The sequence below is a fragment of the Massilia sp. UMI-21 genome, assembly GCA_015277795.1.
Classification (GTDB): Bacteria; Pseudomonadota; Gammaproteobacteria; order Burkholderiales; family Burkholderiaceae_D; genus Telluria.
The window spans coordinates 69,949-93,907 of the sequence record CP063848.1 but is presented as its reverse complement, the minus strand read 5'-3'; the positions used below and the strand labels follow the sequence as shown (position 1 = coordinate 93,907).

At 66.1% G+C, this 23,959-nt stretch carries 17 protein-coding genes; 12 read left to right on the top strand and 5 right to left on the bottom strand.

What is annotated here, in order from left to right:
* The first annotated feature begins 567 nt into the window (after positions 1 to 567).
* Together IM543_00390 and IM543_00385 are read left to right on the top strand one after the other, a co-directional pair.
* On the top strand, positions 568 to 2,574 hold the full coding sequence (locus IM543_00390; GenBank protein QOY94425.1) for a primosomal protein N': 2,007 nt from the start codon (positions 568 to 570) through the stop codon (positions 2,572 to 2,574).
* Between the two features lie 77 nt (positions 2,575 to 2,651).
* On the top strand, positions 2,652 to 3,476 hold the full coding sequence (locus IM543_00385; protein ID QOY94424.1) for a hypothetical protein: 825 nt from the start codon (positions 2,652 to 2,654) through the stop codon (positions 3,474 to 3,476).
* Here the strand turns inward: IM543_00385 and IM543_00380 are convergent.
* Positions 3,442 to 4,332, bottom strand: coding sequence for a DUF2236 domain-containing protein (locus tag IM543_00380; GenBank protein ID QOY96448.1), 891 nt, complete (start codon positions 4,330 to 4,332; stop codon positions 3,442 to 3,444). The genes IM543_00385 and IM543_00380 overlap by 35 nt on opposite strands.
* Before the next feature lie 127 nt (positions 4,333 to 4,459).
* Here IM543_00380 and IM543_00375 point away from each other — a divergent pair, with 127 nt between their 5' ends.
* Positions 4,460 to 5,911, top strand: a complete 1,452-nt coding sequence (locus tag IM543_00375) for a dihydrolipoyl dehydrogenase (protein QOY94423.1) — start codon at positions 4,460 to 4,462, stop codon at positions 5,909 to 5,911.
* Between the two features lie 135 nt (positions 5,912 to 6,046).
* Here the strand turns inward: IM543_00375 and IM543_00370 are convergent, their stop codons facing one another.
* From IM543_00370 to modA, 3 genes are all read right to left on the bottom strand, one after another.
* Positions 6,047 to 6,532: a DUF1857 family protein gene (locus IM543_00370; protein ID QOY94422.1), complete on the bottom strand. Its 486-nt coding sequence runs from the start codon at positions 6,530 to 6,532 to the stop codon at positions 6,047 to 6,049.
* A gap of 83 nt (positions 6,533 to 6,615) precedes the next feature.
* Positions 6,616 to 7,332 carry a molybdate ABC transporter permease subunit gene (gene modB, locus IM543_00365; protein QOY94421.1) on the bottom strand — a complete coding sequence of 239 codons (717 nt, stop codon included), beginning with the start codon at positions 7,330 to 7,332 and terminating at the stop codon, positions 6,616 to 6,618.
* 1 nt (position 7,333) lies between these two features.
* Positions 7,334 to 8,110, bottom strand: a complete 777-nt coding sequence (gene modA / locus IM543_00360; GenBank protein QOY94420.1) for a molybdate ABC transporter substrate-binding protein — start codon at positions 8,108 to 8,110, stop codon at positions 7,334 to 7,336.
* Positions 8,111 to 8,177: 67 nt separating this feature from the next.
* Between modA and IM543_00355 the strand changes: the two genes are divergently transcribed.
* The 3 genes from IM543_00355 to IM543_00345 all read left to right on the top strand — a co-directional run bounded on the left by IM543_00355 (position 8,178) and on the right by IM543_00345 (position 12,838).
* Entirely contained in the window at positions 8,178 to 10,238 is a 2,061-nt protein-coding gene (locus tag IM543_00355) for a UvrD-helicase domain-containing protein (GenBank protein QOY94419.1), read from the top strand.
* Positions 10,239 to 10,499: 261 nt separating this feature from the next.
* A complete protein-coding gene (locus tag IM543_00350) occupies positions 10,500 to 12,566 on the top strand; it encodes a DUF4214 domain-containing protein (protein QOY94418.1) in 2,067 nt (688 codons plus the stop codon).
* Positions 12,567 to 12,622: 56 nt separating this feature from the next.
* Positions 12,623 to 12,838, top strand: a complete 216-nt coding sequence (locus IM543_00345) for a SlyX family protein (GenBank protein ID QOY94417.1) — start codon at positions 12,623 to 12,625, stop codon at positions 12,836 to 12,838.
* Here IM543_00345 and IM543_00340 read toward each other — a convergent pair.
* Positions 12,813 to 14,153 (bottom strand): GMC family oxidoreductase, encoded by a 1,341-nt coding sequence (locus IM543_00340; GenBank protein QOY94416.1) that lies wholly within the window; start codon positions 14,151 to 14,153, stop codon positions 12,813 to 12,815. The two genes, IM543_00345 and IM543_00340, sit on opposite strands and share 26 nt — an antisense overlap.
* Positions 14,154 to 14,310: 157 nt before the next feature.
* Between IM543_00340 and IM543_00335 the strand changes: the two genes are divergently transcribed.
* From IM543_00335 to IM543_00310, 6 genes are all read left to right on the top strand, one after another.
* Positions 14,311 to 16,476: a M3 family metallopeptidase gene (locus tag IM543_00335; protein QOY94415.1), complete on the top strand. Its 2,166-nt coding sequence runs from the start codon at positions 14,311 to 14,313 to the stop codon at positions 16,474 to 16,476.
* Between the two features lie 94 nt (positions 16,477 to 16,570).
* Positions 16,571 to 18,691 carry a M3 family metallopeptidase gene (locus IM543_00330; protein ID QOY94414.1) on the top strand — a complete coding sequence of 707 codons (2,121 nt, stop codon included), beginning with the start codon at positions 16,571 to 16,573 and terminating at the stop codon, positions 18,689 to 18,691.
* A gap of 97 nt (positions 18,692 to 18,788) precedes the next feature.
* The gene (locus IM543_00325) at positions 18,789 to 20,921 is read left to right on the top strand and encodes a M3 family metallopeptidase (protein QOY94413.1); all 2,133 of its coding nucleotides are present in this window, start codon (positions 18,789 to 18,791) and stop codon (positions 20,919 to 20,921) included.
* Between the two features lie 128 nt (positions 20,922 to 21,049).
* Positions 21,050 to 21,262 carry a DUF2132 domain-containing protein gene (locus tag IM543_00320; protein ID QOY96447.1) on the top strand — a complete coding sequence of 71 codons (213 nt, stop codon included), beginning with the start codon at positions 21,050 to 21,052 and terminating at the stop codon, positions 21,260 to 21,262.
* Positions 21,263 to 21,273: 11 nt separating this feature from the next.
* Positions 21,274 to 21,558 (top strand): DUF4404 family protein, encoded by a 285-nt coding sequence (locus tag IM543_00315; protein ID QOY94412.1) that lies wholly within the window; start codon positions 21,274 to 21,276, stop codon positions 21,556 to 21,558.
* 107 nt (positions 21,559 to 21,665) lie between these two features.
* Positions 21,666 to 23,921, top strand: coding sequence for a YgiQ family radical SAM protein (locus IM543_00310; GenBank protein ID QOY94411.1), 2,256 nt, complete (start codon positions 21,666 to 21,668; stop codon positions 23,919 to 23,921).
* The last annotated feature ends 38 nt before the right edge of the window (positions 23,922 to 23,959 follow it).

The window sequence follows — 23,959 nt, the reverse complement described above, 5'->3', positions numbered from 1 at the left end:
CCCGCGCCGGGCCGATCGCATTGCCACAGCAAAATCACACTTGTTCACAAGTTCGTCAAACCACAAAATTATTCCTGTGGACATCTTTGCCTGGCATGAAAATACGTAAATCAATGATTCTTAAGCGTTTTTTTCATCGCGAACTGTAGGTATACACAGTAGGCAGCCAGGTTTGCAGGTAAATTGTCCCGGCCTTTTGTCCATTGTTCACAAAGTTATCAACAGGATGATCGGTAAGTTGTGAAAAGTGCTTGGTTTACGCGGACTTAGCCCAACTCTTCAAGTAAGGTCTGAAGATTCTGGTGCACCGCAACGCGTTTTCCCAATGCACATGTGCAGTTATGCACAGCAAGCCGATTCCAGCCCAGTTTGTTAACAGGGATAACTCTTGGTTTGCAAGTAATTGATTTTGTTAGATAATTTCTTGTTGTTTCAGTGAATTGAGCGAGCCGAGTTGATCTAACGTAAACCTCGCACGGGGTCAAGTACCACGCTATTCACAAAGTTTTCCACAGCTTATTGACCACTCGCTGGTCTTGCTGCCGCTCCTCATTAAGGAAGGTTGATTTGGCACACTGCTTCCTCCAGGTCGCGCTCGATACACCGCTCAACAGCTGCTTCGACTACCGCTGGGAATGCCAGCCGGGCGAGGCACCCGCGGTGGGCCAGCTGGTGCTGGTGCCGTTCGCACGCCGCGAGGTGGTGGGCCTGATCGTCGCCATCAAGCAGCAGACCGAGGTCCCGCTCGACAAGCTGAAGGATGCCATCGCCGTGCGCAGCCAGCTGTCGCCGCTGTCCGGGCGCTGGCTGGCGCTGGCGCGCTTCGCCGCCGACTACTACCAGCGCCCGCTCGGCGAGGTGGCCTTGCCGGGCCTGCCGAAGAACCTGCGGGTGCCCAAGACCGTGGCGCTCGATCGCGCGCTGAAAAAGCTGGCAAAGGAAACCGCGCCGCATGAGCCCACGCCTTCCGGCATGCCGGTGCTGAACCCGGCGCAGCAGGAGGCCGCGGGCGCCATCGGCGGCGCCCAGGGCTTCGCGCCGATGCTGCTGTACGGCGTCACCGGCAGCGGCAAGACCGAGGTGTACCTGCAGGCCTGCGCCCAGGTGCTGGCGCGCGATGCCGATGCCCAGATCCTGATCCTGGTGCCGGAGATTAACCTGACGCCGCAGCTGGAAGGGAACATCCGCGCGCGCTTTCCCGGCGTGATGCTGGCCACCCTGCACAGCAGCCTGTCCGAGGGCGAGCGCATGCTGCACTGGCTGGCCGCCCACCAGGGCCGCGCGCGCATCGTGCTGGGCACGCGCCTGGCGATCCTGTCTTCGCTGCCCTCCTTGCGCCTGATCGTCATCGACGAGGAGCACGACCCCTCGTACAAGCAGCAGGAAGGCCTGCGCTATTCGGCGCGCGACCTGGCGGTATGGCGCGCGCACCAGCTGGGCATTCCGATCGTGCTCGGTTCGGCCACGCCTTCGCTCGAGAGCTGGCACCATGCCGCTTCCGGCCGCTACCGCAAGCTGGAACTGCGCGAGCGCGCCGTGCGCGACGCCGTGCTGCCCAGCGTGAAGCTGGTCGACACCGAGCGCGACCGCCCCAAGGACGGCCTCACCGGCACCCTGATCGCGGCGCTGCGTCAGCGCCTGGACCGCGGCGAACAGTCGCTGCTGTTCCTGAACCGGCGCGGCTACGCCCCGGTGATCAGCTGCGACGCCTGCGGCTGGATCAGCAACTGCACCCGCTGCACCGCCTTCATGGTGCTGCATCGCCCCGAGCACCGGCTGCGCTGCCACCACTGCAGCCTGGAGCTGCGCATTCCGCGCCATTGCCCGACCTGCGGCAACGTCGACCTGCAGCCGCTCGGACGCGGCACCCAGCGCATCGAGGAAGGGCTGGCGGCGATGTTCCCGGAGGCGCGCATCCTGCGCATCGACGCCGATTCCACCCGCCTGAAGGGCAGTGCCCAGGCGGCCTTCGACAGCGTGCACCGGGGCGAGGTGGACATCCTGGTCGGCACGCAAATGGTCGCCAAGGGCCACGACTTCAAGAAACTGACCCTGGTCGGCATCCTGAATCCGGATACCGCGCTGTTCTCGCAGGATTACCGCGCCAGCGAGCGCCTGTTCGCCCAGCTGATGCAGGTGGCGGGGCGGGCCGGGCGCGCCGGCGCGGCGTCCGAGGTGCTGGTCCAGACCCGGTACCCCAGCCACCCGCTGTACGGCGCCGTCGTGCGCCACGACTACGACCGCTTCGCCGGCAGCCTGCTGGAAGAACGCCGCCAGGCCGGCCTGCCGCCCTTCATGTACCAGGCCTTGCTGCGCGCCGAGGCGCCCGAACTGGCCAACGCGGTGGCCTTCCTGGAGTCGGCGCGCGACAGCCTGCCGTCCGACGCCGTGATGATCAACGACCCGATTCCGATGACGATGACGCGCGTGCACAACGTCGACCGCGCCCAGTTGCTGGTGGAGTCCGCATCGCGTCCGGCGCTGCAGGCGTTCCTGCGCGAGTGGGTCGAGATCCTGCGCGCCATGAAGTCGCGCGTGCGCTGGTCGCTCGAGGTCGATCCGCTCGATATCTGAGCACAGGTGGCGATCGGAGAGAATTCGGCGCCATCCGCACTGCTAGACTGTTCGCCTGCCACGAGAGAGAGCCAAGCATGCGCCCGTCCACCATTGCCACCCTGTTGCTTGCCCTGTTTGGCGCCGCAGCCAACGCCCATGCCGGGACCCGTTCCGGGGCCCTGGCCGTCGACGGCATCCGCGGCAGCATCGCCGCACGCGACTGCGGCCAGGCCGTGGACCGGCTCAAGAGCGGCCTGAAAAACGGCTACCCCGAAGTTGTCCTGCTGGCCGGGTCGATGTACGAGAACGGCATCTGCGTCAAGCGCGACTGGGCGCGCGCGGTGAGCTTCTACGCCCAGGCGCACGGAGCGGGCGAGAAGGAAGGGGCGGCGCGGATCGCGGCCGGCTACGCCGACCCGGCCAGCGGCCATGATGTCGCGGCCGCCCTCTGGTGGGCCTGGCAGACGCCGGGCTTCAGGCTGAACTGGTGCGCGGTGCCCCAAGACGCCAGGGCCGACCCCGACCGCTTCGTCGCGGCTTTGCAGGCCTGGCCGGCAGCGCGGCTGGCGGCCTGCAACTACGTCGCCGGCGTCCTGTCCACCATCGCGGCCGAGGTGAAATACCCCGAGCTGGCGGCCGCCCACGGCATCGGCGGCGACGTGACCCTGCGCTTCCTGGCGGGCGTGCCGCGCATCGAGCTGCAGCGCGGCGACGCGCGCGAGTACGAGCTGGTCGGATGGGTCAGTGCCGACACGCTGCGCGACCGCAAGACGCGCAGGATCGGCGACGGTTTCGAGACGGCGCTGAGCGCGGTCGCCAACCGCGCCCTGCAGCGTTATCCGCACCCCGGCGGCATGCCGGCAGACACGCTGGTCCAGGTGAAGTTCAGTTTCGGGATCGAGCACCAGATGGCGCGCTGAGCTTGCCGTCGGATGCGCCCAGCCGCCGGGCGGCCTGCAGCGGCGGGGTGTCGCCCAGCGGCAGCAGCGCGCTGGCGCGCGCCAGGGCCCGCACCAGCGCCGCCTCTCCAGGGCGCAGGCCGTGTCCGCGCAGTTGCGGCAGCGAACGCACCGGTTCCGGGGTGATGTGCACGGCGGCGCGCACCAGCAGGCCTTGCAGGGCGCGCAGCGGCGCCGGCAGCAGCGGCGCCGCGCCGACGATGCGCATGAAGTCGGCCAGGATGGGCGAGCCCTCCAGGCCGGGCGCGGTGGCGGCCAGCAGCGCCTCCCAGGCGGCCCATGAGTGCGGGGCGCCGCTCGCGCCGTACAGCCGGGCGGCGGCTTCGCCTTCGGCGAACGCGGCATCCTTTTCCGCCGCCGACAGCGGGCGGACATAACGGTGATATGCCTCGCTGAAGCCGAAGCTGGCCGTTGCCTGCACCCAGTCGAGCAGGCGCGGATCGCTGGCGCGGTAGGGCAGGCCGGCGGGCGTGAATCCGCTTACCCCCTCGTGCATGCGCACCACCCGCGCAATCATCTTCTCCGCCGCCGAGCGCGGGCCGTAGACGGTCATCATCGCGGCAAACCCGGTGCGCCGCAGGCGCTTGCCCGGATCGCGCTGGAAGCCGCCGTGGTCCCACACGCCCGAACGTACCGACGGCTCGCTGAGCTCGAGCAGCACCGCCGTTACCCCGCCCACGAACAGGACGACCGGATTGGCGAACACCCGCCAGGCCACGCCGTCGCGCGGGGCCAGGGCCGGCTCGCCGGCCGGCTGGCTGAAGTCGAACGCCATGCCGGGCGGCGGCTTCAGCAGATCCTTGAGCGTCTCCAGCATCGCCTCTCCCCATCCGAACGCGCACATGGTGGCACATTGGCCCGCTTCCGGCGGCACGACTGAAAATCGCGTATCGTTTCGGCATCGGGTTCGACATACAATGCGCCGCACAAGGCATGGAGAAAACATGAACAAACTGGACGTGGACGTTGCCGTCATCGGTACCGGTACTGCCGGCATGACGGCTTATCGGGCGGCAAAGGCGCAGGGCGCGCGGGTGGTCGTCATCGAAGGCAGTCATTACGGCACCACCTGCGCGCGGGTCGGCTGCATGCCGAGCAAGCTCCTGATCGCGGCAAGCGAGGCGGCGCATACGATGCAGCACAGCGCGCCCTTCGGCGTGCATGCGGGCGAGGTCCGCATCGACGGCCGCGCGGTGATGGAGCGCGTGCGGCGCGAGCGCGACCGCTTCGTCGGCTTCGTGCTGGAAGGCGTCGACGCCTACCCCGAGGAAGACAAGCTGCGCGGCCATGCGCGCTTCACCGGCCCGCACACGCTCATGGTCGACGAGCACACCGAGATCAGCGCCGGACGCGTCGTGATCGCCACCGGTTCGACGCCGCTGCGCCTGCCGGCGCTGGAGAACGCCGGCGCGGGCATCGTCACCAGCGACGACGTGTTTTATTGGGACGACCTGCCGCGCTCGGTGGCCGTGATCGGCACCGGCGTGATCGGCCTGGAGCTGGGCCAGGCCCTGCATCGCCTGGGCGTGCGCGTGAAATTCTTCGCGCGCGGCGGCAGCATCGCCCACCTGAGCGACCCGGAAGTGCTGCACAGCGCCACCCGTGTGCTGGCGGAAGAACTCGACATCCAGTTCCAGTCGAAGGTGGTGGGCGCGGAACAGGTCAACGGCGAGGAAGGGGACGAAGTGGCGCTCACCGTCAGCGACGCCATGGGTGTGGAGAAGACCGAACGCTTCCAGTTCGTGCTGATGGCGGCCGGCCGCACACCGAACGTCCATGATATCGGGCTGGAGCACACCGGCCTGGAGCGCGGCGAGGACGGCATCCCCCGTTTCGATGCCCGCACCATGCAGTGCGGAAACAGCCACATCTTCATCGCCGGCGACGCCAACAACGAGCGGCCGCTGCTGCACGACGCGGCCGACCACGGCAAGATCGCCGGCGACAACGCCGGCCGCTACCCGGACGTGCGCCCCGGCCTGCGCCGCACGCCGATCGCGGTCGCCTTCACCGAACCGAACATCGCCACGCTGGGGGCGAACTACCGCAGCCTGTGCGAAGGCGGCAAACGCAAGTTCGCGGTCGGCGCGGTTTCTTTTGCGAACCAGGGCCGCAGCCGGGTGATGTTGCAGAACCAGGGCATGCTGCGCGTGTATGCGGAATATGGCTCGCGCCGTTTCCTGGGCGCCGAGATGATCGCGCCGCGCGGCGAGCACCTGGCGCACACGCTGGCCTGGGCCTGCCAGATGCGCATGACGGTGGACCAGATGCTGGAGATGCCCTTCTACCACCCGGTCATCGAAGAGGGCGTGCGCACCGCGCTGCGCGACCTGGCGCATTCCCTGACCAAGGGCGAGAGCGAAATCGTCGCGGCCGATACCGAGCCGGGGACGTAAGCGACGCGAGTTACCGTAGCGTGGGCGGCTTCGCCGCCCACGCGTTCAGCCGGTGTTGGAACATCGTTGCCGCTCCACGCATCAACGACTGTTTGAACGCGTGGGCGGGAGACCCGCCCACCCTACAAATTCACGTCAATTCAAATAGCTGGCATCCAGCTTGCCCTCGCCGGCCAGCTGGCGCAGGATGCGCACGGTGTCGATGTCGGCTTCCTGGTAGGCCGAGCGCTTGAAGTCGTCGTACATGGCGTTGGCCGGGTCGGTGTGCTCGCCCTGGCCGTCGTCGTAGCAGAAACGCAGCAGCAGGACGGCATCGCCCGGCGCTTCGATGATCATGCGCAGGCTCGAGGCCGCGATCTCGCCCTGGGCCGGCACTTCGTAGCGCACTTCCTTCAGCGGGGTCATATGCACGACATCGTCGACCACCAGGTCGCCGTAGCGCAGGCGGCGCTGGAAGCTGCCGCTGGTGCGTTCGCCGATCGTGCATTCGTCCAGGTGCGGCACGAACATGGTCGGCGACTCGGCGCGCAGCACCAGGCCGCGCCACAGCTGTTCGATCGAGATGGTGTCGATCAGCGGGTTGAGGGGATCGTTGATCTGGATGAGATGTTCGAATTTCATGAGGCAGTCCAAAAAAGCCCTGGCGCACGGCGCCACAAGGGCGTGATGTTACCCGATCGGACAGCGCGGCGTCGCCCCGGTGTTCAGTTGTTGCCAATATAGAGCGCATGCTGCTTGCGCTGGAAGAACGCGATCGCCACCAGGATCGCGAACGAGATCGCCAGCAGCACCAGCGCGTAGGCGTGCGCCGCCGCGTAGTTGAGTTTCTGGGCCTCGTCGTAGAGCGCGATCGAGGCCACCCGGGTCTGGCCCGGGATATTCCCGCCCAGCATGAGCACCACGCCGAACTCGCCCATCGTGTGGGCGAAGCTGAGCGACAGGCCGGTGAGGATGCCGTTGCGCGAGAGCGGCAGCACGATCGAGAAGAAGGCCTGGCGCCGGGTCAGGCCCAGGGCCAGCGCCGACTGCACCAGGTCGCGGCTGACGTTGCGGAAGGCCGACTGGATCGGCTGCACCGCGAACGGCAGGCTGTAGATCACCGAGCCGGCCACCAGTCCGGCAAACGAAAATGGCAGCGGATGGCCGAATACCGACAGCCAGGCCGCGCCCAGCGGCTGCTGCGGCGCCATCAGCATCAAGAGGTAGAAACCGATCACGGTTGGCGGCAGCACGATCGGCAGGCTGACCAGGGTTTCGATGAACAGGATGCCGCGCATCCGGCTGGTGTTGAGCCAGTTGGCCAGCGGGATGGCGATCCCCAGGAGCACCAGCGCGGTCACCAGCGACAGCCGCAGGGTCAGGCCGAGCGCGGCCCAAAGCTCGGGCGGAAAGGCGAAGCCCGACACCGACAGTTCGGTCATCTCAGTTGCCGGCTGGCGGCAGGCCGAAGCCGTGGCGCGCAAGGATGGCGCGCGCCGCCGGCGAACCCAGGAAGCGCACGAAGCGCGCCGCCAGCGGCTGGCCGGCGCCCGCGCGGGTGACGATGGCGCCCTGTTCGATCGGGGGCAGCCCGGCGTCGCTGATCAGGTGGTAACGCCCGACCCCGGCCAACTTCGGGGAACGCACCGTGGCCAGCGAGACGATGCCCACCTGCGCATTGCCGGTCTGGACGAACTGGGCCGCCTGCGCGATGTTCTCGCCGATGACCAGGCGCGGCTGTACCGCTTCCCACAAGCGGTCGCGCTCGAGCACCGCCTTGGCCGCGCGGCCGTAGGGGGCGGTGTCCGGGTTGGCGATCGCGATGCGGCTGATTGTCTGCATCATGCGCGGATCGCGCAAGACGTTCAGGCCCTGGCTGACGTCAACCCGGGCGTCCAGCGTCCACAGCACGATACGGCCGAGCGCATACGGGCGCAGGCTGGCGCCGTCGGCGGCGCCCAGCCTGGCCAACTGGGTCGGGTACATCATGTCGGCCGACAGGAACACCTGGAAGGGCGCGCCATTCCGGATCTGGGCGAAGAAATTGCCGGAGGCGCCGGTGGAAATCCTGAGCTCGGCTTCCGGCGCTTGCTGGCGGAAGGCCGCCGCCAGCTCATCGATGCAATACGCCAGGTCGCTGGCGGCAGCGACGAGCAGCGGTGCGGCGCTTGCCGGCAGGCTGAGCAATGTTGCAAACAAGATGACAAGCAATTTTTTCATGGATTCATTTTAACGCGCCGGTCGACTCAGCCTTACAATACCCGGCCATTCTGCAGAAATCTTTCCCATGTCCAACGCACCCAAATTCGGCCTCAACGGGCCGCAGAGCGAAGCCGTGCTCTATCTCGACGGCCCATCCCTGGTGCTGGCCGGCGCCGGCTCGGGCAAGACACGTGTCATTACGCAGAAGATCGCCTACATGATCGAAGACCGCGGCTACGACCCGCGCACGATTGCCGCCCTCACTTTTACCAACAAGGCGGCGCTCGAGATGCAGGAGCGTATCGCCAAGCTGCTCAAGCAGCCCAAGCAGGCCAAGCAGCTGACCGTCTCCACCTTCCACTCGCTCGGGGTCAAGATCCTGCGGCAGGAAGCGGCCGGCGTCGGCCTCAAGGACAAGTTCTCGATCATGGACAGCGACGATTGCTACACCGTCGTGTCCGACCTGGCGTTGACCACCGACAAGCAGGAAATCCGCCGCATCCAGAACGCGATCTCGCTCTGGAAGAACGGCCTGGTCGATCCGGAAGACGCGATCCGCAATGCGAAGGATGAAGACGAGGCGATGTCGGCGCGCGTCTACCGTAGCTACCTGGCCACCTTGCAGGCCTACCAGGCGGTCGACTTCGACGACCTGATCCGCCTGCCGGTGGAGCTGTTCCGCAACAACGAACCGATCCGCGACCGCTGGCAGCGCCGCCTGCGCTACCTGCTCATGGACGAGTACCAGGACACCAATACCTGCCAGTACGAACTGGTGAAACTGCTGGTCACGGGCCTCGGTAAAAAGCCGATGTTCACGGCGGTGGGCGACGACGACCAGGCGATCTACGCCTGGCGCGGCGCATCGGTGGAAAACTTGAAAACCCTGCAGACCGACTTCCCCGACCTGCGCGTGATCAAGCTGGAGCAGAACTACCGCTCGACCACCCGCATCCTGCAGGCGGCCAACGCCGTCATCGGCAACAACCCGAAGCTGTTCGAGAAGTCGCTGTGGTCCGAACACGGCCTGGGCGAGCCGATCGAGGTGTTGGGCATGCAGAGCGACGAGCAGGAGGCCGAGCAGATCGCCATCATGATCTCGGCCGACCACTTCCAGCGCAAGAACAAGTGGACCGACTACGCGATCTTGTACCGCGGCAACCACCAGGCGCGCGTGATCGAGCAAGCCCTGCGCAAGGAGCGCATCCCCTACACCATGTCGGGCGGCCAGAGCTTCTTCGACAAGGCCGAGATCAAGGACATCATCGCCTACCTGCGCCTGATCGCGAACCAGGACGATGACCCGGCCTTCATCCGCGCCGTCACCACGCCGAAGCGTGGGGTCGGCATGGCCACGCTCGAGACCCTGGGCGAATTCTCCAAGCAGTGGAACTGCTCGCTGTTCGAGGCGGCGCGCAAGGGCGGCCTGGAGGCCAAGCTGGCCGAGCGCCAGCTGGCGCCGCTGCGCGACTTCTGCCGCTTCCTGCTGGAGCTGGAAGACCGCGCCACCCGGCCCGGCCCCTCGGGCAGCGGCGACAACGCCGCCGAGGTGCTCGATGACATGATGAAGGAGATGAACTACGAGCACTATTTATACGAGAACTTCGACGACCGCGCGGCCCAGGCCAAGTGGCAGAACGTGCTCGAGTTCACGAACTGGCTCAAGGAGCGCGGCCGTGGCGGGCGCGACCGCGACGGCGAGGAAAAGAACCTGCTCGAGCTGACCCAGATGGTGGCCCTGATGTCGATGCTCGAGGGCCAGGACGAGGAACAGGATGCGGTGCGCATGTCGACCCTGCACGCCTCCAAGGGCCTGGAATACCCGCACGTGTTCCTGGTCGGGGTGGAAGAGGGCATCCTGCCGCACAAGGGCGACCCGGACGCGCCGGTGGAAGTCATGGCCGCGCGCATCCAGGAAGAGCGGCGCCTGATGTACGTGGGCATTACGCGCGCCCAGCGTACCTTGCGCCTGAGCTGGTGCAAGAAGCGCAAGCGCGCCGGCGAGCTGGTGCATTGCGAGCCCTCGCGCTTCATCAAGGAAATGGCGCTGGACGTCGGCGACGCCCCGCCGAAGGAAACCGAAATCCTGAGTCCGAAAGAAAGGCTGGCCAGCCTGAAGGCGCTGCTGGCAATGCCGAAAGCATAAGTTTTTCGAGGTCTGGCATGGATACGTTGCGCATAAGCCTTGCCAGGCTGTCAAAGGGTGCGCACGATTGAAATTCTTATTTGACTTCATCTGTGCCGCAGGAAATACTTTCCGGAAAGCGAGCTCATCTTTTGAGCACCAGCATCCACTTTCCTACTATTTTCGCGCATGGCAACCGTTTCCGATCTCGAAATTACGCCCCGATCCGGGCTGAACCACATTGACGCTTTGCTCGACAGCGGCCCCGACTGGAATTACCTGATGGGCGCGTCGGCAAACACGCTCTTCTACACGTTCTCGGTTACATCGGGCAACGAGGTCGATCCGACGAGCGGCAAGGCAGTGAGCGGACAGGAAGCCTTTACCCAGGCGCAGCAGCTCGCCACCCGCTCCGCCTTCGATTACCTGCAGAAGATCACCGGCATCCAGTTCGTGGAAACCACGAACGGCGGCAGCGCCCAGATCCACCTGGCGAACCTGAACATCGAGGCCAGCAATACCACGGGCCTGTGCAGCTGGCAAAGCAGTTATTCGTATGGCGCGGGCAATGTGCTGACCGCCTATTCGGCCAATGCCTATGTGTACCTCGACAACGTCGAATGGCGCGCGGAGAACCGTGACCTGACACCGGGCGGCATGGGCTTCCAGACCCTGCTGCACGAGCTGGGGCATGCGATGGGCCTGAAGCATCCATTCGAGGACGACGTCCACCTGGCGAGCGGCGACAACACCGCGAACACCTTGATGTCCTACACCGACGTCGGCGGCCCCTACAGCACTTTCAGCCCGTACGACATCGCGGCCCTGAACTGGCTGTACGGCGGCGACGGCCTGGGCGGCGCGCTCGGCATCAATTCGGTTGCAGGCGGGCGCTACTTTACCGGTACGTCGGGCGCCGATCGCCTGACCGGCACCGCGGCCGACGACACCTTTGTCGGCATGGGCGGGAACGACATCATCGACGGCGGCGCCGGCATCGATACGGTCGTGTTCGGCCGCGCGCGCGGCGAATACCTCATCGGCCAGGACGCCGGCGGCAATGTGGTCCTGACCCATGCGGCGCTGGGCGTGGTCACCCTGGGCAATATCGAGCAGTTCAGCTTCACCGACGCGAGCTACGGGCGGTCCCAGCTCGTGGCCGACAACGTCGCGCCCGGCGCACCGACGGTGACGGTGCTGAAGAACGCTGCGGGTTACACTTCCTACAGCAGGCCCCTGATCACCGGTTCGGCCGAGCCGAATTCGCTGGTACGCGTGTACGCCGGCGACAAGCTGGTGGCCGAGCTGCGCGTCGACGCGAACGGCCTGTTCTCCGGCCCCTCCGACAGCATCTTCGGCGATGGCCAGAACTACGCGTTGCGCGCGACCGCGACCGATGCCGCCGGCAACGTGTCGCCGTACAGCGCGTCGGTCACCTTCAGCGTCGACGCCACCGCGCCGATCATGCCTTCCTCGTCGATGACGATGACCCAGGGCGGCAACCAGCCGGTCTTCAGCGGCAACGCCGAAGCCGGCTCCACGATCCAGCTGGTCCGGGTCACCGACGCCACCGAGATCGGCCGCGCCGTGGCCAAGGCGGATGGCTCCTGGCAGATCGATTCGGTGGCGCTGCCCAACGGCGTGTACCGCACGCTGGTCTCGTCCGTGGACAAGGCCGGCAACGCCACCAGTGCGGCAGCCTACCTCGACTTCACCATCGACAGCGCGCTCAACCAGACCGGCAACCAGCTCGACAACCGCTTTACGCCGGGAGCCGGCAACAACGCGATCGACGGCATGGGCGGCATCGATACGGTCGTCTACAACGGCGCCAGCACCGACTTCACGATCACACGCGGCATCTACGGGGTTGGCGTCACCGACAAGAGCGGCGCGCTGGGCACCGATAACCTGGTCAATGTCGAGCGCATCGAGTTCAGCGACGGCTTCAAGGCGATCGACATCGACGGCATCGGCGGCCAGGTCTACCGCCTGTACGAGGCTGTCTTCGGCCGTCCGTCGGACACGACCGGCATGGGCTACTGGATCAATCGCATGGAAAAAGGCAGCAGCCTGCTGCAGGTATCCAGGGAGTTCATCACCAACCAGCCGGAGTTCGACAAACTGTACGGCGCGAACCCGAGCGATGGCGAGTTCCTGACCAAGTTGTACCAGAACATCCTCGACCGCGCACCGGATGCCGCCGGTTACGCGTATTGGGTGGGACGTATCGTCGACAGCAGCCGCGAGCAGATCCTGATGGAATTCAGCGAAGGTTTCGAGAACCAGGCCCAGGTGATCGGAACCATCGGTAGCGGTATCGACTACACGCCCTGGACCGGTGCTTGACGCAGGAGCAGGCGCGAGACTGGCATAATGCCGGTTTTGCGCCGGAGGGAACCAGCATGAGCCAGGAAGACCGCTTGTCAGATCGACTTGTCGACATCGAGATCAAGCTCGTGCACCAGGAAGACCTGGTCGATACGCTGAACCAGACCATCTACCGCCAGGGGCGCCGCATCGACCAGCTCGAAGCCATGGTCGCCGCGCTGGCGGATCACATCCGTACCCTGCAGTCCACCCGCCAGGGACCGCTCAACGAGAAACCGCCTCACTACTGAACGGGCGACGCTGCGCAGGCGCGGCGCCGGCCAGCATGGCGCCCAGCCGCATGCCCAGGCACAGCAGGGTCAGGGTGGGCGGCAAGCCCCACGGTTGCGGGATCACCGAGGCATCGCATACGTAGAGCCCCGGCGCGGCGCGCAGGTCGCTGTCCACGCCCTTGCCCGCCCCTCCACCGATAGGCACGCTGCCGCCCGGATGCGCGGCGAAATGGCGGGTCGCGAACACCTGTTTCGCCCCCGCCTGTGCGAGGATGCGGCGCGCCATCCCGATGCCTTTCTCGAGACGTGCCCGGTCGCCGGGCGTCAGGCGCTTGTCCACCCAGCGCGGACCCACGGCCCCGCCGATGTCGTCGCGGATCTTCACCATCACGCTCAGCGTGCGCCGGTGCGCACCCACCCGGTCGACGCGGCCCGCCTGCAGCGCGAAGGCCGCGTACATCGGGCCCGGCAGCGTGAGGTCGGCCAGCGCAATGCCTTCTTCGGGAAAGCCGGCGCCGGCGGCCATCGGCACCTCGGCGCCGCCGTCGACATCTTCCACGCTCCCCATCACCGCCACCACCGGGTCGCTGAAGAAAGGCACGCGGGGTGGGCCCAGGCCTGACGCATGCAGCAGGCGCGGACTGCCGATGCCGCCGCCGGCCAGCACCACCAGCGGCGCGCGCGCCGTCTCCAGCGCCCCGGCACGCCGGAACTCCACGCCGGCGGCACGGCCGTCCTCGATCAGCACGCGCCGCACCCGACTGCCGTCGCACAGCATCGCGCCATGACGGCAAGCCTCGTCGACGAAGTCGCGCGCGCTCCACTTGGCGCCATAGGGGCAGCCGTACACGCAGCGCCAGCAGCCGCTGCGGCAGGCCTGCGGGCGGATCATCTTGTCCAGCTTTTCCCAGGCGAAGCCCGCATTGCGCGCCGCCGCCATGATGCGCGTGGCCATCGGGCCGACCAGGCTGTCGGGCAGCGGCGCCAGCGGCAGCTCGCTGCGCAGCGTCGCAAGAAACGGCGCCAGGTCGATGCCGTGGGCGGCGAACATGGCGGGCGGCGGGGCGGCGGCGGTGGCGAAGTTCAGTGCGGAGCTGCCGCCCAGGCCCGTGCCGGCGACCAGCAGCGAGGCGTCGCGATGCAGCCAGGCGCCGCGGCCCGGCAGCGCCATCGTGGCCATCTGGCCGAGGGTGCCGCGCAGTGGCGCGGCGCTGCCCTGCTCGAGGACGAGCACGCGGGCGCCGGCGCGCGCCAGTTCGCGCGCGCTGCTTGCGCCGCCGGGGCCGGTGCCGACGACGATGGCGTCGTAGGAGCGGGAAGAGAAGGAATCCATGGCGAATAAGCGGGTGGAATCGCATGCTAACACGCCCAATTGTTACATCACTGATACATGCGGATACATGCCCGGCAGCGCAAGCCTGCTATGATCTTCGCGCAAAGGCTGTCGAGTACGCCCGGCAGCTCCGTCCAAAGCGTCCGTGAAAGATCTCATGACCAGACCACACCTGCTCATCGTTGCCGCCAGCCTCGCATTCGCCCAAGCCACCGCGGTTGCCGCACCTGCCGCCGCCGCCGGCCCCGCGCTCGACGCCTCGAATCCGTTCGCCCGTCCCAGCAGCCTGCCGCTGAACTACCCGGCTTTCGACAAGATCAAGAACGAGCACTTCCTGCCCGCCTATGCGGCCGGCATGGCCGAACACCTGCGCGAGATCGACGCGATTGCCGCCAACCGCGCCGCGCCCACGTTCGACAACACCATCGTTGCCATGGAGCGCGCCGGCCAGATGCTGGCGCGCGTGGCCGCCACCTTCTCCAACCTGCAGACCGCCAACACCAACGATGTGCTGGATGCCGTGGACCGCGAGATGTCGCCCAGGCTGGCGGCGCACAACGATGCGATCTACCTGAACCCCGCGCTGTTCCAGCGCATCAAGACCCTGCACGCCAAGCGCGCCACGCTCGGGCTGGACGCCGAATCGTTGCACCTGCTCGAGCGCGTGTACAAGGAATTCGTGCGCGCCGGCGCCAACCTGTCGGCCGCCGACAAGGACAAGCTCAAGAAATACAATGCCGAGATCGCCTCGCTGCAGTCGGACTTCTCGCAGCGCGTGCTGAAGGAAGCCAATGCCTCGGCGCTGGTCGTCGACACTCGCGAGGAACTGGACGGCTTTTCAGACGCCGAGCTCAATGCCGCAGCCGCCGAAGCGCAACAGCGCGGCTTGAAGGGCAAGTACGCGATCGCCATCGTCAACACCAGCAGCCAGCCGGCGCTGGCGGTGCTCAAGAACCGCAAGACCCGCGAGCGCCTGATGGCCGCCTCGCTTGACCGCGGCAGCCACGGCGGCCAGTTCGACTCGCGCGACCTGGTGCTCAAGCTGGTCAAGCTGCGCGCGGAGCGCGCCGCGCTGCTGGGCTACCCGAACTACGCGGCCTACTCGCAAGAGCTGGAAACCGCCAGGAACCCGGCCGCCGTCAACAAGCTGCTGGCCGAACTGGCCAAGCCTGCCGTGAACAACGCGCGCAAGGAAGCGGCCGAGATCCAGAAAGTGATCGACAAGGAACATGGCGCGAAGGACGGCTTCCAGGTCGCGTCCTGGGACTGGCCGATGTACCAGGACAAGGTGCGCGCCGCCAAGTACAACTTCGACGAGAACCAGCTGCGTCCTTATTTCGAGCTGAACCGCGTGCTGGTCGACGGCGTGTTCTTCGCCGCCACCAAGGAATTCGGCATCACCTTCAAGGAGCGCAAGGACCTGCCGGTCTATGACCCGGACGTGCGCACCTTCGACGTGTTCGACACGGATGGCAAGCAGCTGGCGATCTTCATCTTCGACCCCTATGCGCGTGGCAACAAGCAGGGCGGCGCCTGGATGAACGAATACGTGTCGCAATCCACCCTGCTGGGCAAGCGCCCGGTGGTCGGCAACCACCTGAACATCCCGAAGCCGCCGCAGGGCCAGCCGACCCTGCTGACCTACGATGAAGTGCGCACCGCCTTCCACGAGTTCGGCCACGCGCTGCACGGCATGTTCTCGAACGTGAAGTACCCGCACTTCTCGGGCACCAACGTGCCGCGCGACTTCGTCGAGTACCCGTCGCAGGTCAACGAGATGTGGGCGACCTGGCCGGAAGTGCTGGCCAATTATGCGAAGCACCACGAGACCGGCGCACCGATGCCGAAAGAACTGTTGGACAAGGTGGTCGCGTCCAAGAAATTCAACCAGGGTTACCTGACCACCGAGTACCTGGCCGCTTCGCTGCTCGACCAGCGCTGGCACCAGCTCAAGCCGAACCAGATCCCGGGCGACGTGCTGGCCTTCGAGGCCAAGGCGCTCAAGGATGCCGGCGTGGATTACGCCCCGGTGCCGCCGCGCTACCGCACGACCTATTTCTCGCACTCGATGAACGGCGGCTATTCGGCCGGCTATTACGCCTACCTGTGGAGCGAGAAGCTCGACGCCGACACGGTCCAGTGGTTCACCCAGAGCGGAGGCCTGTCGCGCAAGAACGGCGACCATTTCCGCAAGACCCTGCTCTCGCGCGGCGGCAGCGCCGAGGCGATGGACCTGTTCCGCGACTTCCGTGGCCGCGACCCGGTCATCGAGCCGCTGCTCGAACGCCGCGGCCTGGCGCGGCCCGGCCTGACCGGTAACTGATTTTTTTCTGCGCAGCGTCCTGTCGCGCCGGGCCACAAGCCCGGTGGCCTCAGGGCGGGCGTGCATCAACGTAGTTCAAACAACCCGAGACACCATGAATCGTCCCCGTATGCTCCTGATCGCGGCCAGCGTCGCGATGGCCAACCTGGCCCACGCCGCACCAGCCTCCCTGCTCGACGCGTCCAATCCGTTCGCCAAGCCGAGCACCCTCCAGTACGGCTACCCGGCCTTCGACAAGATCAGGAACGAGCACTTCGCCCCGGCCTTTGCCGAGGCCATGCGCGAGCAGGCGCGCGAAGTCGATGCGATCGCCAATGACAAGGCGGCGCCCACCTTCGACAACACCATCGTCGCGATGGAGCGCTCGGGCCAGTTGCTGGACCGCGTATCCGCGGTGTTCTCGGCCCTGACCGGTTCCTATACCAACGACACCCTGCAGGCGCTGGCCAAGGACCTGGCGCCCAAGCTGGCCGCCCACGGCGACGCGATCCGCCTGAATCCGACGCTGTTCCAGCGCATCCAGACCCTGTACGCCAAGCGCGACAAGCTGGGCCTGGACGCCGAATCGGTCTACCTGATCGAGCGCTACCACAAGGACTTCGTGCGCGCCGGCGCCAAGCTCTCCAGCGCCGACAAGCAGAAGCTGCGCGAGTACAACAGCAAGCTGGCGGCCCTGCAGACCCAGTTCAGCCAGAATGTGCTGAAGGAAGTGAATGCCTCGGCCTTCGTGGTCGATACCCGCGAGGAGCTGGCCGGCCTGCCGGAAAAGGTCATCGACGCCGCCGCCCTCGAGGCGAAGAAGCGCGGCCTGGACGGCAAGTTCGTGATCCCGGTGGTGAACACCACCCAGCAGGGACCGCTGTCGATGCTGACCAATCGCAGCACCCGCGAGAAGCTGCTGCAGGTGTCGCTGGTGCGCGGTGCGCGCGGCGGCGAATTCGACAACCGCGAAGCCGTGCTGGAGCTGGCCAGGCTGCGCGCCGAGCGCGCCGAGCTGCTGGGCTACAGCAGCCACGCCGCCTACTCGCTGGAAGACCAGACCGCCAAGAACACCACGGCCGTCAACAAGCTGCTGTCCGACCTGTCGGTGCCGGCGGTGCGCAACGCGAAGAAGGAAGCGGCCGAGATCCAGGGCGTCATCGATGCCGAGAAGGGAAATTTCAAGGCGGCCGCCTACGACTGGAACTTCTACAGCGACAAGGTGCGTACCGCCAAGTACGCCTTCGACGCCAGCCAGCTCAAGCCGTACTTCGAACTGAACCGCGTGCTGGAGGACGGCGCCTTCTTCGCCGCCAACAAGCTGTGGGGGATCACCTTCAAGCAGCGCAAGGACCTGCCGGTCTACGATCCGGACGTGCGCGTATATGACGTGTTCGAAGAGAACGGCGAGCACCTGGCGATCTTCGTGCTGGACCCGTACGCGCGTGCGAACAAGCGCGGCGGCGCCTGGATGAGCGCCCTGGTCAGCCAGAACACCCTGCTGGGCAACAAGCCGGTCATCACCAACAACCTGAACCTGGCCAAGCCGGCGCCGGGCGAGCCGACCCTGCTCACCTGGGACGAAGTGCGCACCACCTTCCACGAATTCGGCCACGGCACCCATGGCTGGTTCTCGAAGGTGAAGTACCCGCGCTTCTCGGGCACCAGCGTGCCGCGCGACTACGTCGAGCTGCCTTCGCAGGTGTACGAGATGTGGATGGCCTGGCCGGAAGTGCTGGCAAATTACGCCAAGCACTACCAGACCGGCGAGCCGATGCCGAAGGAACTGCTGGACAAGCTGCGCGCCTCGCAGAAGTTCAACGAAGGCTACCGCACCACCGAATACCTGGCAGCCGCCGTGCTCGACCAGCGCTGGCACCAGCTGGGATCGAAGGCCATCCCGACCGATGTGAAGCGTTTCGAGGAGCAGGCATTGCGTGAAGCGGGCCTCGACTTCGCGCCGGTGCCGCCGCGCTACAGCTCGACCTATTTCTCGCACGCCTTCTCGGGCGGCTACTCGGCCGGTTACTACAGCTACCTGTGGGCCGAGCGCCTGGATGCCGACGCCGGCGAATGGTTCAAGGAGAACGGCGGCCTGCAGCGCAAGAACGGCGACCGCTTCCGCGAGATGGTGCTCTCGAAAGGCGGCACCATGGACGCGGTGCAGATGTACCGCGATTTCCGCGGCCGCGATCCGGTCATCGAGCCGCTGCTGGAACGCCGTGGCCTGAACTGAGTTCGACGAAGCCGGCGTTCGCGCTGGCTTTTCGATTGCCGCACCGCGCTTTGCAAGACCACTACAACACGTCATTAACAACCACAACGAGGGCACCATGATTCGTCCACACATCCTGCTGGTCGCTGCCGCCAGCGCCGCCGCCTCGATGGCCTACGCTGCTCCGGCCTCGATGCTCGAAGCCTCGAACCCCTTCGCCAAGCCGAGCACCCTGCCGTTCCAGTACCCGGCCTGGGACCAGATCAAGAACGAACACTTCGCCCCGGCCTTTGCCGAAGCGATGCGCCAGGAAAGCGCCGAGATCGAGGCGATCGCCGCCAACCCCGCCGCGCCGACCTTCGAGAACACCATCGTCGCGATGGAGCGTTCGGGCCAGCTCATGAACCGTGTCGGCACCGCCTTCGGCACCCTGAAGGGTTCGTACACCAACGACACCCTGCAGGCGCTGGACAAGGAACTGGCACCGAAGTTGTCGGCCCACAACGATGCGATTCGCCTCAACCCGAAGCTGTTCCAGCGCATCCAGACCCTGTACGCCAAGCGCGACAAACTGGGCCTGGACGCCGAGTCGCAATACCTGATCGACCGCTACTACACCGACTTCGTGCGCGCCGGCGCCAAGCTGTCCGACGCCGACAAGCAAAAGCTCAAGGCAATGAACGGCGAGCTGGCCGCGCTGTCGACCCAGTTTGCCCAGAACGTGCTGAAGGAAGCCAATGCGTCGGCCCTGGTGGTGGACACCCGTGCCGAACTGGCCGGCATGTCCGACAAGGCGATCGACGCCGCCGCCGCCGAAGGCAAGAAGCGAGGCATGGAGGGCAAGTTCGTGATCCCGGTCGTGAACACTACCCAGCAGGCGCCCCTGTCGGTGCTGACCAACCGCGCCACCCGCGAGAAGCTGCTGGCGGCCTCGATGGCGCGCGGCTCGCGCGGCGGCGAGTACGACAACCGTAACGTGGTGCTGAAGATCGCCAAGCTGCGCGCCGAGCGCGCGCAGCTGCTGGGCTACCAGAACCATGCGGCCTACCATCTGGAAGACCAGACCGCCAAGACGCCGGCCGCCGTCAACCAGCTGCTGGCCGAGTTCGCCAAGCCGGCGGTGCGCAACGCACGCAAGGAAGCGGCCGAGATCCAGAAGGTGATCGACAAGGAACTGGGCGCGAACAGCTTCCCGGCCGCCGCGCACGACTGGGCCTTCTACAGCGACAAGGTACGCGCCGAGAAGTATGCCTTCGACGGCAACCAGCTCAAGCCTTATTTCGAGCTGAACCGGGTGCTGCAGGATGGCGTGTTCTTCGCCGCCAACAAGGAATTCGGCATCACCTTCAAGGAACGCAAGGACCTTCCGACCTACGATCCGGATGTGCGCGTGTTCGACGTGTTCGACCACGACGGCAAGCAGTTGGCAATCTTCACCTTCGACCCGTACGCCCGCCCGATCAAGCGTGGCGGCGCCTGGGCCAACGCCTGGGTCCCGCAGAGCAAACTGATGGGCACCAAGCCGGTCATCGCCAACAACCTGAACATCGCCAAGCCGGCCGCCGGCGAGCCCACCCTGCTGACCTACGACGAAGTGCGCACCACCTTCCACGAGTTCGGCCACGCGCTGCACGGCATGTTCTCGGACGTGCAGTACCCGCGCTTCTCGGGCTCGCGCGTGCCGCGCGACTATGTCGAGTTCCCGTCGCAGGTCAACGAGATGTGGATGGCCTGGCCGGAAGTGCTGGCCAACTACGCCAAGCACTACCAGACCGGCGAACCGATGCCCAAGGAGCTGCTCGACAAGGTGCAGGCTTCGCAGCAGTTCAACGAAGGCTTCCGCACCACCGAGTACCTGAAGGCCGCGCTGCTCGACCAGGCCTGGCACCAGCTGTCGCCGAAGCAGGTCCCGACCGACGTGCTGGCCTTCGAGGCCGACGCGCTGAAGAAGGCGGGCGTGGACTTCGCGCTGGTGCCGCCGCGCTACCGCACCACCTACTTCTCGCACGTCTTCGCGGGCGGCTACGCGGCCGGCTACTACGGCTACCTGTGGGCCGAGAAGCTGGATGCGGACACCGTGAACTGGTTCAAGGAACACGGCGGCCTGACCCGCAAGAACGGCGACCACTTCCGCAAGACCCTGCTCTCGCGCGGCGGCACCATCGATGCGATGCAGATGTACCGCAACTTCAGCGGTCGTGATGCGCAAGTGCAGCCGCTGCTCGAGCGCCGTGGCCTGACTGGCGACTAAGGAAGCTGGCAAACTGCCGGGTCGGCCGTGCAATACGGCTGCTCCGCGGCTGTTCACGTAAAATCGGGGAAACGATGCCGCTGGCATGGTTTCCCCTTTTTCATGCAAGCCAGTTACGTCACCAAGCGATGAGTGTTCAATCCCTCCACGGTATTACCTTAGAATCCCTGTTAACCCGTCTCGTCGCGCATTACGGCTGGGACGGACTCGGCCGCAGGATCGATATCAACTGTTTTCAGAAAGACCCGAGCATCAAATCGAGCCTGAAATTCCTGCGCCGCACCCCCTGGGCGCGCGAGCAGGTCGAGACGCTGTATCTTGAGACCCGCTTCACCACCTAACGAGAACGATCATGCAGAACGAGAACGATGCGAACCTGAAAGCGCACCTGAAAGCCTTGCACCGCCAGTTGCAGGAAACCAACGAAGTCGATCCCGAACTGGAAACCCTGCTGCGCCAGCTCGACGGCGATATCGACCGCGCCCTGGCGCGGCGCGAAGAAAACCGGCTCGACGAGAACACCTACGGCCTGTCCTCACAGACCCAGGAGCTGGCCGCCCGTTTCGACGTGCGCCACCCGACCTTCTCGGCCGGCCTGCGCCAGCTCGGCAACATGCTGTCGAATATGGGTATCTGAGTCAACTTTCTTGCAGCAAGTCATTCGTGTAGCAAGTCATTGATAAGTAAGCCATTTTTGGGTCGCCGAGGCGACCCTGAAACGGTTTTCCGGTACAATACCGGCCAATGAACGCCCCCCAGAACCTTTTCGCGAGCGTGCCGAAGCGCTCCAGCCGCGCGCCAAGCGCGCCTTTCCTCCCGATGTCCCGTGCCGAAATGGACAAGCTCGGGTGGGATTCGTGCGACATTATCCTGATCACCGGCGACGCCTACATCGACCACCCGAGCTTCGGGATGGCGCTGGTCGGCCGCCTGCTGGAAGCGCAGGGCTACCGTGTCGGCATCATCAGCCAGCCGGACTGGACCTCGGTCGAGCCCTTCCGCGCGCTCGGCAAGCCGAACCTGTACTGGGGCGTCACCGCCGGCAACATGGACTCGATGGTCAACCGCTACACGGCCGACCGCAAGATCCGTTCCGACGACGCCTACACCCCGAACGCCGAGCCGAACAAGCGTCCGGACCGCGCCGTCACGGTCTACTGCCAGCGCGCCCGCGAAGCCTTCCCGGGCGTGCCGGTGATCGCCGGCAGCATCGAGGCCTCGCTGCGCCGCATCGCCCACTACGACTACTGGTCGGACAAGGTGCGCCGTTCGGTGCTGTTCGAGTCGAAAGCCGACCTGCTCATCTTCGGCAACGCCGAACGCGCGCTGGTCGACGTCACGCGTCGCATCGCCGCGGGCGAAAACATCAAGAGCATCCGCGACCTGCGCGGCACCGCCTTCCTGGTGCCGCACGGCTGGCTGCCCGACGACGAATGGAGCGTGCACAACTCGACCCGCGTGGACGTGCCGGGCCGCATCGACAAGCAGCCGAACCCGTATGCGATGGCGCTGGAAGACCCGACACAGTGCGCGCTCGACAACGCCGCGCCGGAACCGGTGGTCAAGCCCGTCATCATCATGACGCGCGAAGAGCGCCAGGCCGCAGCCCGCGAAAAAGCGAGAAAGACCGTGGTGCGCCTGCCGAGTTTTGACACCGTCAGCACCGACCCGGTGATGTACGCGCACGCCTCGCGCGTGTTCCACCTCGAGTCGAACCCCGGCAATGCGCGCGCGCTGGTGCAGCAGCACGGCGACCGCGACGTCTGGCTGAACGCGCCGCCGCTGCCGCTCGCCATGGACGAGATGGACAACGTCTACGACCTGGCCTACGCGCGCGCGCCGCACCCGAGCTACGGCAAGGCCCACATCCCGGCCTGGGAAATGATCCGGTATTCGGTCAACATCATGCGCGGCTGCTTCGGCGGCTGCACCTTCTGCTCGATCACCGAGCACGAAGGGCGCATCATCCAGAGCCGTTCGGAACCGTCGATCCTGCGCGAGATCGAGCTGATCCGCGACACCACCAAGAATTTTGCCGGCACGATTACCGACCTGGGCGGGCCTACCGCCAACATGTACCGCCTGGCCTGCAAGGACAAGAAGATCGAGGAATCCTGCCGCCGCCTGTCCTGCGTGTACCCGACCATCTGCAGCAACCTGGGCACCGACCACAGCAAGCTGATCTCGCTGTACCGCAAGGCGCGCGCCATCCCGGGCATCAAGAAGATCCTGATCGGCTCCGGCCTGCGCTACGACCTGGCGGTGCGCTCGCCCGAGTACGTGAAAGAACTGGTCACCCACCACGTGGGCGGCCTGCTGAAGATCGCGCCGGAGCACACCGAGCAGGGCACGCTCTCGAAGATGATGAAGCCGGGCATCGGCGCCTACGACGAGTTCAAGCGCCTGTTCGACAAGTACTCGATCGAGGCCGGCAAGAAGCAGTACCTGATTCCCTACTTCATCGCCGCGCACCCGGGTTCGACCGACGAGGACATGCTGAACCTGGCCCTGTGGCTCAAGAAGAACAATTTTAAACTCGACCAGGTGCAGACCTTCACGCCGACGCCGATGGCGATGGCGACCACCATGTACCACTCGGGAAAGAACCCGCTGGCGAAGGTGACCGAGGAGTCGGAAGTCGTCGAGACCGCCAAGAGCGGCAAGACCCGCAAGCTGCACAAGGCTTTCCTGCGCTACTACGATCCGGAGAACTGGCCGGTCATCCGCGAGGGCCTGCGCCGCATGGGCCGGGGCGACCTGATCGGCAATGGCGAGCGCCACCTGGTGCCGGCGTCCGACGAGGGCGCCTCGATGGTGCGCGAAGACCGGCGCGTGCCGGGCGGTGTCCCGAAGGGCCGCACGATCGAAGTGGCGCCGAAGCGTGCCGCCCGCGGTGGCGAGCGCAAGCCGGCAAGCACGCCGTTTATGGCGCCGCCGTCGAAGGTCAAGCCGTCGATCCTGGCGACCATCAAGTCCAAGCCGAAGGCCGACCGCAAGTAAGGCTGTTCGCGCCTGCCCCAAGCTGGCGGCGGGCGCGG

Excerpts from the sequence above, each read along its gene's own strand:
- IM543_00385 (QOY94424.1), top strand. The coding sequence starts at position 2,652 with ATGCGCCCGTCCACCATTGCCACCCTGTTGCTTGCCCTGTTTGGCGCC.
- IM543_00380 (QOY96448.1), bottom strand. The coding sequence starts at position 4,332 with ATGCTGGAGACGCTCAAGGATCTGCTGAAGCCGCCGCCCGGCATGGCG.
- IM543_00375 (QOY94423.1), top strand. The coding sequence starts at position 4,460 with ATGAACAAACTGGACGTGGACGTTGCCGTCATCGGTACCGGTACTGCC.
- IM543_00370 (QOY94422.1), bottom strand. The coding sequence starts at position 6,532 with ATGAAATTCGAACATCTCATCCAGATCAACGATCCCCTCAACCCGCTG.
- modB (QOY94421.1), bottom strand. The coding sequence starts at position 7,332 with ATGACCGAACTGTCGGTGTCGGGCTTCGCCTTTCCGCCCGAGCTTTGG.
- modA (QOY94420.1), bottom strand. The coding sequence starts at position 8,110 with ATGAAAAAATTGCTTGTCATCTTGTTTGCAACATTGCTCAGCCTGCCG.
- IM543_00355 (QOY94419.1), top strand. The coding sequence starts at position 8,178 with ATGTCCAACGCACCCAAATTCGGCCTCAACGGGCCGCAGAGCGAAGCC.
- IM543_00350 (QOY94418.1), top strand. The coding sequence starts at position 10,500 with ATGGGCGCGTCGGCAAACACGCTCTTCTACACGTTCTCGGTTACATCG.
- IM543_00345 (QOY94417.1), top strand. The coding sequence starts at position 12,623 with ATGAGCCAGGAAGACCGCTTGTCAGATCGACTTGTCGACATCGAGATC.
- IM543_00340 (QOY94416.1), bottom strand. The coding sequence starts at position 14,153 with ATGGATTCCTTCTCTTCCCGCTCCTACGACGCCATCGTCGTCGGCACC.
- IM543_00335 (QOY94415.1), top strand. The coding sequence starts at position 14,311 with ATGACCAGACCACACCTGCTCATCGTTGCCGCCAGCCTCGCATTCGCC.
- IM543_00330 (QOY94414.1), top strand. The coding sequence starts at position 16,571 with ATGAATCGTCCCCGTATGCTCCTGATCGCGGCCAGCGTCGCGATGGCC.
- IM543_00325 (QOY94413.1), top strand. The coding sequence starts at position 18,789 with ATGATTCGTCCACACATCCTGCTGGTCGCTGCCGCCAGCGCCGCCGCC.
- IM543_00320 (QOY96447.1), top strand. The coding sequence starts at position 21,050 with ATGAGTGTTCAATCCCTCCACGGTATTACCTTAGAATCCCTGTTAACC.
- IM543_00315 (QOY94412.1), top strand. The coding sequence starts at position 21,274 with ATGCAGAACGAGAACGATGCGAACCTGAAAGCGCACCTGAAAGCCTTG.
- IM543_00310 (QOY94411.1), top strand. The coding sequence starts at position 21,666 with ATGAACGCCCCCCAGAACCTTTTCGCGAGCGTGCCGAAGCGCTCCAGC.